The organism is Pseudomonadota bacterium, from assembly GCA_022361155.1.
Taxonomy (GTDB): Bacteria; Myxococcota_A; Polyangia; order Polyangiales; family JAKSBK01; genus JAKSBK01.
Window position 1 is genome coordinate 1 of record JAKSBK010000163.1, and the last position, 9283, is coordinate 9283.

General features: G+C 65.7%; 6 protein-coding genes and 2 tRNA genes. 3 read left to right on the top strand and 5 right to left on the bottom strand.

What is annotated here, in order from left to right:
- Positions 1-727 precede the first annotated feature (727 nt).
- The 5 genes from MJD61_05865 to MJD61_05885 form a co-directional block, all read right to left on the bottom strand.
- Positions 728-803, bottom strand: a tRNA-Glu gene (locus tag MJD61_05865).
- 44 nt (positions 804-847) lie between these two features.
- Positions 848-920 (bottom strand) — tRNA-Lys (locus MJD61_05870).
- An 84-nt stretch (positions 921-1004) separates the two neighbouring features.
- A complete protein-coding gene (dnaE, locus tag MJD61_05875) occupies positions 1005-4646 on the bottom strand; it encodes a DNA polymerase III subunit alpha (GenBank protein MCG8554804.1) in 3642 nt (1213 codons plus the stop codon).
- Positions 4647-4768: 122 nt separating this feature from the next.
- Positions 4769-5104 carry a hypothetical protein gene (locus tag MJD61_05880; GenBank protein MCG8554805.1) on the bottom strand — a complete coding sequence of 112 codons (336 nt, stop codon included), beginning with the start codon at positions 5102-5104 and terminating at the stop codon, positions 4769-4771.
- A gap of 91 nt (positions 5105-5195) precedes the next feature.
- Complete coding sequence (locus MJD61_05885) at positions 5196-6170, bottom strand: prepilin peptidase (GenBank protein MCG8554806.1); 975 nt, start codon at positions 6168-6170, stop codon at positions 5196-5198.
- Positions 6171-6217: 47 nt separating this feature from the next.
- On the opposite strand from MJD61_05885, the gene proB reads away from it, so the two are divergent.
- The 3 genes from proB to rsfS all read left to right on the top strand — a co-directional run bounded on the left by proB (position 6218) and on the right by rsfS (position 9158).
- Entirely contained in the window at positions 6218-7321 is a 1104-nt protein-coding gene (proB, locus tag MJD61_05890) for a glutamate 5-kinase (GenBank protein MCG8554807.1), read from the top strand.
- Between the two features lie 63 nt (positions 7322-7384).
- Positions 7385-8665 (top strand): glutamate-5-semialdehyde dehydrogenase, encoded by a 1281-nt coding sequence (locus tag MJD61_05895; GenBank protein MCG8554808.1) that lies wholly within the window; start codon positions 7385-7387, stop codon positions 8663-8665.
- Positions 8666-8681: 16 nt separating this feature from the next.
- Positions 8682-9158, top strand: a complete 477-nt coding sequence (gene rsfS, locus MJD61_05900; protein ID MCG8554809.1) for a ribosome silencing factor — start codon at positions 8682-8684, stop codon at positions 9156-9158.
- Positions 9159-9283 lie beyond the last annotated feature (125 nt).

Consider the following 9283-nt stretch of genomic DNA (forward strand, 5'->3'; position numbering starts at 1 on the left):
CGTCTTGTTAGGTCATCGGAACCTCCACAGCTTTCACGGCACAGCCAGTCCACAGTAGTCCATAGTCGGCTCCTTCTTGTTCGTTGTGGGTTGGTAATCCAACGATGCCAGGAAGGGGCGGGCGCTCTACAGCTTCAGAGTTGGCGTCCTCCGGCGTGCGCGGGCACGTTCGCCGTGTGGATTCGGCGCTCAGAGGCTGGAGGCAGGATCAGCGTCGCTCGCCGCCCACAACGCCCGCTCGATCCAGCCACCATGCAAGTCGTCCGGGCGGGGGGTCTCGCGCGCAGGGACCGGCGGGGGGTCCTGATGTTTGAGCGCTGATGAACGCTGTCGTGGAGCGAGCATCTCTGAGCCGGCCCACCGGTGTTCCTCAGGCACAAGGCGCGAGTCCGGGGGGCACCGTCGGGCCCGAGCACGAGATCCCCCGCCCGGACGACGCCAGGTCACTCCTGCCCACAAGTTGCTCCGCACGCCCAGCACGCCGACATCCGCGAACTGGCGCGCAACCGATCCGAGCTGGACAGGGACTGCCAGACCCCGAGCTGACCGAGCTCTATTGTCATTGCCTGGCCCGTCGCGTTGTTCGTCGCTCACGAGCAACCGTACTTGGGCACGACATGCAGGCCCGGCCACCGGGCCGACCCGGCAGCAGTACACTCGCTCGATGCCGTCAACGAAATCACGAAACAATAACGCCCCGAAATCCCTGAAGACTCGAGGCAGGAACTGGCGTCCCCAGGGGGATTTGAACCCCCGTAGCCGGCTTGAAGGGCCGGAGTCCTGGGCCACTAGACGATGGGGACGATAGGGTTTGCTGACCTACGCTGGCGCGGCTCTAGCGCGGCGGTGGGCCGTGTAGGGATCGAACCTACGACCGTCGGGTTAAAAGCCCGCTGCTCTGCCAGCTGAGCTAACGGCCCCGGGCGGTCGCGGCCATCTATCATCGAGGGGCCTGGTTGTAAAGCTCGCCAGCTGGCCTAGAACCCGTTCGGAGAACGGGGTTCTTACTGCAGCTCGCAGACCTTGTGCCCGAACAGCTGTTCCAGGCCAGAGGTGAAGGCCTCGGAGGGGTCCACGAAAAGGGTCTCGGCACGCAGGCTCACGGCCCAACCTTCGCTGCACAGCAGCTCGAGGGTGACCGGACAGCCGCCCGGGTACTCGAGGAAAGCCTTGCGCAAGGCCACGAGCTTGCTGCGATTGAGCTCGTGCACGTTGACTCGCACGCGGACGCACTTCGTCAGGGCGCGCAGCTGATCCGCTAGCGGCGCAACCTGGTCGAGCAGCAGTTTGGCCACCATTGCGCTCTCGCCGGTGTCCACCTCCGGGGAAGGCGTGCGTTCTCCTTCGAACTGCAGGACGCCTCCCACGAGCACCGCACCTCCGGCCTGCAGTACTTCCCGGCTGGCCTCTAACGCGCGCGAGCGTACGAGCACCTCGACGCGGCCCACAGGATCCTCGAGCGAAAAGAAGGCCATGCGGTTGCCGCTCTTGGTATTGCGCTCGCGGTAACCCTCCACGACTCCGCCTACCGTCACGTGGGTGCCCTCGGACATCTGCGCCAGCTGCACGGTAGTGGCGCTGCAGAAGCGCTTGAGCTCTTCGGCGTAGCCGTCCAACGGGTGCCCGGAGATGTAGAAGCCCAGCGTCTGCTTTTCGCGCGACAGCAGCTCGTGCCGACTCCAAGGCTGCACGCGTGGCCAATCGATGTGGGTACGCGCCGCGTCGGAACCGTCGCCTGTTTGGCCCAACAACGCGAACAGTTGAGTCTGACCGCTCTCGCGGTCCGCCCCGATCTTGCGACCCCGTTCGATGGAGCGGTCCACCGAGGCCAACGCCTGGGCGCGACTTATCCCCAGTGGAGTGTGCATGGTATCGGTTGCACCGCACTGTACGAGCGCTTCGATGACCGCCTTGTTCACGCGGCGGAGGTCCACGCGCGCGGCAAAGTCGAACAGATCCGTGAACGGTTGCTTGACTGCCGGCGGCCCGTTGTCGCCCGCTTCGCCACCGCGACGAGCCTCGAACACGGCCTCGAGCGCGGCTTCGCCCAGCCCTTTGACAGCGCCGAGACCGAAACGGATCTTGGGATCGGCCGGGTCATGCACGCGGCCGCCTCGACAAACAGGCTTCGCGACCGCACCTCCATCCTCGTAATGCGCTTTCCCGTAAACGACCGTGAAATCGATCTCGCTTTCGTTGACATCAGGCGCCAAGACCGTCACGCCCAGCGCGCGCGCTTCGGCGATCGTACGCACGACCTTCTCGGTCTTGTCCTTGTCGGCGCTCAACGTCGCGCACAGGAACTCCACCGGGTAGTGGGCCTTGAGGTAGGCGCACTGGTACGCGATCAGCGCGTAGGCTGCTGAATGGCTCTTGTTGAAGCCGTAGCCGGCAAAGTGGGACATCAGGTTGAAGACTTTTTCCGCCTCTTCCTTGGAATGGCCGCGATCGACCGCGCCCCGGACGAACACCGCCTGCTGCTTCGCCATCTCCTCGGGCTTTTTCTTGCCCATGGCTCGGCGCAGCAGATCCGCCTCTCCCAGCGAGTAGCCGGCCATGTCGCGGGCCGCCTGCATGACCTGCTCCTGATAGACGATCACGCCACGCGTCTCGCGCAGGACCTTTTCGAGCGTTGGATGCGGATACTTCACCCGCGTGCGCCCGTGTTTGCGCTGCACGAAATCGTCGACCATGCCCGATCCGAGCGGACCGGGGCGGTAGAGCGCGACCAGCGCGACCAGATCCTCGAAACAGTCGGGTCGAAGTTGTTTGATCAGCGCTTGCATGCCGCTCGACTCCAGCTGAAACACGTTGGTTGTTTCGCCTGATTGGAGCAATGCGAAGGCGGCGGGGTCGTCGAGCGCAATGCGAGCGATATCGAACGCCTCGCCCCGGCGATCGGGCCTCCTGCCGATCAGCCGGCATGCGCGGTCGATGACGGTCAGCGTCTTGAGGCCCAGAAAGTCAAACTTGACGAGGCCGGCGGATTCAACGTCGTCCTTGTGGTACTGGGTGACGTAGATTCCGGGTTCCGGACAGAAAACCGGAACGTGGTCCCACAGCGGTCCTTCACTGATCACCACCCCTGCCGCGTGCATACCCGCGTGGCGCGTCAGTCCCTCCAGGGTCATGGCGGTGTCGAGCAGCTCGCGCACTTCGTCGTGCTCGTCGTACAGCGCCTTCAGCCGAGCCTCCTGCTCGAGCGCCTGTGCTATCGAGGCTATCTTGCCCTGGAAAGGTTCCGGCACCAGCGACGCGATGCGCCCCGCCTCCTGCGGCGTCCGCTTCATGACCCGCGCCACGTCGCGAACGGTGCTTCGGCTCTTCAGCAAGTGGAACGTAGCGATCTGCCCCACGCTATCGTTGCCGTATCGCTCGCGCACGTACTGGATGACTTCGTCGCGCCGCTCCATGCAGAAGTCCACATCGAAGTCGGGCATGGAAACGCGTTCCGGATTCAGAAAACGCTCGAAAAGCAGCCCGTAGGCGATGGGGTCCAGGTCGGTGACGCGCATGGCGTAGGAAACCAGCGAGCCAGCGCCGGAGCCCCGTCCCGGACCGACGGGAATGGCCCGCTGCTTGGCCCAGTTGATGAAGTCCTGCACGATAAGGAAGTAGCCCGCGTAGCCCATCTTGCAGATGACATCGCATTCCATGCGCAGGCGCTGCCGGTAGGCCTCGCGCTCGACAGGCCTGCCCATCGCTTCGAGCTCTCGAAAACGCTGCTCGAGGCCCTGCTCCGCAAGGGATCGAAAGTAGCCGGCCTCATCGTAACCCTCGGGGACCGAAAAGCGGGGCAGCATCGGGGCGGCGAAGGGATCGGCCTGGCCAGCGCACATGTCCGCGATGACCAACGTGTTGCGGATAGCCTCGGGAAGATGCCGAAACCGCTCGGCCATCTCCTCCGGACTCTTGAGGAACATCTCGTCGGAGCCGTGATGCGAGCGCCGCATGTCTTGCACGGTGATGCCCGCAGCAATGCACTGCAGCACGAGCTGAGCCGAAGCCTCGTCGCGCCCGAGGTAGTGGCAGTCGTTCGTAGCGACCAGCGGCAGCTCGAGGCGGCCGGCGAGCTCGATCAGGATCTCGTTCAGCGGCCGTTGTTCGACAAACCCGTGGTCCTGGAGCTCTACAAAGAAGGCGCCGGGCTCGAAGCACTCACGCAGCCGCTCCAGCGCCCGCAGTCCGGCGGCCTCACCTTTGTTGAGCAGCTCCTGCGCGACGTGTCCGCCCATGCAAGCGCTCAGGCCGACCAGTCCTCCGCGATGGGCGCTGAGCAGCTCGAGATCGATGCGCGCCGTACCGGCCAGCAGGCCTTTGACCCACCCTTGGCTCACGACCCGAACCAGGTTGCGATAGCCCTGCTGACTGCGTGCAAGCAGCAGAAGATGACCGCCGGGATCGTGGGCTGCGCCGGCCAGCGAAGGCACGACATTGACCTCGCAGCCCAGGATCGGCTTGATGCCGGCAGTCGTGCAGCTTGCGTGAAACTGCAGCGCACCGAACATGTTGCCGTGGTCGGTCAGCGCGACCGCGTGCATGCCGGCGGCCTTTACCTGCGCGGCCAGCGCGCCGATGCGGATGGCTCCATCCAACATGGAGTACTGGGAGTGCACGTGCAGATGTACAAAGCTGGATCCGCTCATGGCCGGGCCGGTGTCCGGGAGGGTCCAAGGACACTGGAAGCCCGTGGTAGCAGAGCCGTGCCGCTCCGAGAAGCCCGCCAGCAGCGGCGCGACCCTGCAGGGCGATTGCGGGAGCGAAGTCCCTACTTCGATCGAGCGCGCTTCGAGGCGGCCCTGTAGAGCTCCCAAAGCTTGGGTGTAGAATAGGTCTCAAGCTTGCTGCGGAAATCGGCGTCGTTGGACCTTCCCTGCAGCCCGAGCAGGGCGTCGATCATCGAGGAACGCGAGCCAAACTTGGCCTTGACGGTTCCCAGAACGTCGTGCAGATGAAGCAGCTTCTTGTTGGGAACGCGCTTGAGACCCTTGTCGCCCAGGCGCTCGACCCAGAGCTGATCGGTGGCGAGCTCCCGCACGGCCTTGACGAGCCCGTCCTTGTCTTTGAAGCGCTCGTTGACGATCTCGAGGGGTGACTTCCTCATGGGGGCCTCCGTAGAGCAGGAGCGGCAGCTGGGTAGCACGCGACCTCTGGCACGCGCAAGCGCCGGGCCGATGGCCCCGAAGCGAGCCAAGCTAGCGAAAGAGCCCCCAGTAAACCTCCAACACGGCTTCGCCGAAGAAAAGGTACTCGATGGCCGCAAGGCTCAAGAAGGGGCCGAACGGAACCTTGAGATGACCCGCATAGCGCGGCGGGGGCTCGGACCGGGGCCCCGGCGCCTCCTCATGGGTGTCCAGGGGCTCGGCGGGGGCAAGCTGAATGCCACGGGTGGCGTCGCGGCTGGGTCTGTCATCCGATCCCGTAGGCGTCGGGCTCCGGCCCGCCATCAAGAGGCCGAGGGCGACGATGACCCCCTGCGTGGCGCCCGCAAAGAGGGAAAAGAGCACGCCCTGCCAGCCCACGAACGCGCCGATCATCATCAGGAGCTTGGCGTCGCCCTCCCCCATGCCCCGCCTGCCGGTCAGTTTCTCGTATCCCCACACAAAGAGCACCTGCACCAGAAGAAAACCAACGCCCGCTCCAAACGCGATCTCCGCTGCGCTGGGCCAGGGCCGAAACGTGGCGGTCGCCAGCCCCAGCGCGGCTCCGGGCAGCGCGATTTCGTCAGGAATCTCCATACATTCCATATCTATGAAGGCCGCCACCAGCAGCCCGCCCACGAACGCGAAGAAACACAAGGCGACCAGCAGGGCCGGGAGCAGCTCGACCTGCCATGGGGACCGCACGATGAAGCGCTCGGCCACGGCCAGCGCCAAGATCGCGGCAAGCACTTCCACCAGGGGGTACCGCATCGAAAGCCTCGCGCCGCAGCAGGCCGCCCGGCCCCGCAGCAGGAGATAGCTCAAGATCGGGATATTGTGGCGAGCCGGGATGCGCGCTTGACAGGCCGGGCAGTGGCTTGCAGGGAATACGACCGATATTTCGCGCGGCCAACGGTAGATCACCACGTTGAAGAAGCTGCCCCAGAGCGCCCCGAATACCGCCGCCGCCGTGCGCACGAACCACGGTGCGAGCTCGTCGGTCAGCAAGGTGTCCGAGACCGGCGGCATGCCCCAACAGCGTAGCCATCCGGGCTCCCGCGAGCGAGTTTCCAGCCATGGTTGACCAGCCGATCGCGCGCGGGGACATCCGCCGGATCGTGATCAAGATCGGTAGCCGTGCGCTGCTGGGTCGCGAGGGGCACGGTCTCGCGCGTTTCGCGGCCGTGGCCGGCGAGCTCGCGGGGCTTCGCAAGCGCGGACACACCGTGCTGCTGGTGTCTTCGGGGGCCGTGGCCCTCGGCTACCCGCGGCTGGGTCTGCCGCTCCGGCCGCGCCTGATCGCCGACCTTCAGGCTTGCGCGGCAGTAGGGCAGGCCCGTCTCGTACACGCCTACGAGCGCGCGTTTGCCGAGCACGGGCTCGTGGTGGCGCAGGTGCTGCTGACCCATGCAGGGCTTGCCGATCGGTCCCGCTACCTGCGAGCCAGGGCGACCATCGAGGCACTGCTCGAGCGGGACGCCGTGCCCGTCATCAACGAAAACGACACCGTAGCCATCGAGGAGCTGACGTTTGGAGACAACGATCGCCTGGCCGCGCTCGTGGCGGCGCTGGTCGGCGCAGACTTGTTGGTCCTGTTGACCGACGTGCAGGGGCTGCTGGACGAGGCCGATGCGCGGGTGCCCGTCGTGACGAGCCTTGACGCTGCACGCCGGCTGGTACGGGCCTCCCTCGACAGCGCGGGACTGGGAGGCATGGGCTCCAAGCTCGACGCGGCGGCTCTGTGCGCGCGCCGCGGCGTACCCACCATCATTGCTCCTGCGGCCGAGCCGCACGCCGTCGGCCGGATCCTGGACGGGGAAAGCCTCGGCACGCTCGTGCTGCCCCAGGGGAACACGATGGCCAGCCGCAAGCACTGGATTGCGTACACGCTCAAACCCAGGGGTTCGGTAACCGTGGATGACGGGGCAGCACGAGCGCTGGAGAGCGGCAAATGCAGCCTGCTGCCGGCTGGTGTCACCAAAGCCAGCGGGAAGTTCCGCCTCGGCGATGCCATCCGCATCGTAGGCCGGGACGGCAGGGAGCTTGCGCGTGGTCTGAGCCGATACGACGCCGGCGACGTGCAGCGACTGATCGGTGCCAGGACACAACAGATCCCGGAGCTGCTGGGCTACTACGGGGGTGACGAAATCGTACACCGCGACGACCTGGTGGTGCTCTGACAGGACCAGGTGTGGGCCCGCGTCGCGCTTTCGGCAGGAAGGTGCTAGTGTTGCGTCCAGGTAGTGACAGCAGCTACAGACACATCCGGGCATGACCAGGTTGTCCGCTCGCTGGCGGAGCGTGCCCGGGTCGCGAGCGCGGCACTGGCGAGCGCGGCGACCGCGGCGAAGAACGGCGTGTTGAGGTGGGTGGCGCAGGAGCTTCGCGGGCCCGCGCTTGCGCCGGTGCTCGACGCCAATGCGCGCGACCTCAGCGAGGGTCGTCAACGCGGGCTCACTCAGGCCATGCTGGATCGTCTCAGCCTGAACGAGAGTCGGCTCGGCTCGGTCGCAGACGGGCTCGAGCAAGTCGCCGAGCTGCCCGATCCCATAGGTGAGATCACAGGAATGCGGCAGCTTGAGAACGGGCTGCTGGCTGGTCGCATGCGCGTGCCCCTGGGCGTGATCCTGCTCATCTACGAAGCGCGCCCCAACGTAACGGCGGATGCAGCAGCACTGTGCCTCAAGAGCGGAAACGCCTGCATTCTACGTGGCGGCAAGGAGGCTTTTCAGAGCAACCAGGCACTCGCGAGGCTGTTCGAGCGAGGACTCAGGGAGCAAGGCCTCCCGGAAGCGGCAGTCACGTTGGTGCCGACCACAGACCGTTCCGCACTGCAGGCGTTGCTCGGGCTGGAGGGGCTCATCGATCTAGCGATACCTCGGGGCGGTGAGGAGCTGGTTCGTTTTGTGGCTGCTCACGCACGCGTGCCGGTGGTCGGCCACTACAAAGGCGTGTGCCACGTGTACGTGCATGGCGACGCGGATCCGAGGCTGGCGATCGCTATCGTGCTCAACGCCAAGGTGCAGCGGCCCGCGGTGTGTAACGCCATGGAAACGCTGCTGGTGGATGCGGCCTGCGCACACGAGCTGCTGCCCCGCGTGGCGCAAGCGCTGCGCGAGCACGCCGTACAGCTCCGCTGCGACCCGCGAGCAGCCGAGATCATCGGCTCCGCCAAGGCTGCGCGGAGCCAAGACTGGGATACCGAGTACCTCGATCGGACACTGTCCATAGCGGTGGTCGACGGAATCGACGCGGCCCTGGACCATGTCAAACGCCATGGATCACGACACACGGAAGCCATCGTCACGCGCAGCTATGCCTGCGCCCAACGCTGGCTACGGGAGGTCGATGCCAGCATGGTGCTCGTGAACGCCTCCACGCGTTTCAACGACGGCTTCGAGCTGGGCCTCGGGGCCGAAATGGGCATCTCGACCACCAAGGTTCACGCGTACGGGCCCATGGGGTTGGCGGAGCTCACGGCCTCGAAGTGGATCGCGTACGGCGCCGGGCAGGTGCGAACATAGTGTCTTGGAGCACGCGTTGAGCCCTAGTAAGCGAGGCAGCGCAAACGGCAACGGACGGCGCTCGGGCGGGGCGGAAGGCAGGGGCTCCGCGCGTGGTGCCGGTCAACGTGGAAGCAAACGCGGGAAGGACAAACAACGCCCGCCGCTCGACCCACCGGTCGAGCTTGCGCTCGCCTTGGCGCGCGCTGCCATGGAAAAGAAGGCGCTGAACGTCGAGATCATCGACGTGCGGGGCAAGGTCGACTACGCCGACGTCGTGGTTGCCATGAGCGGCCGCAGCGCACGTCAGGTCGGCGCGCTGGCACGGCACATCCAAGAAGTCGCCGGCCGCGAGCTCGCGACCCGCTGCCTGGGGGTCGAAGGATTGCCCCACGGCACCTGGGTACTTATGGACTTCGGCGATGTGATCGTGCACGTCTTCCAAGAAGAAGCGCGTCGCTACTATGACCTCGAAACCCTGTGGATGGACGCAGCCCGGGTATCGGTCGATTGATCAGGTACCACCTTCGAACCTTGTCGAGTCTCACCGCCAGAGGGGCGCGCGGCCATGCTCGAAGGGCTTGGCCACCTCAGGCCAACGAGATGCAACTCAGCGGCGAGTTGGATAGGAGTTGATGC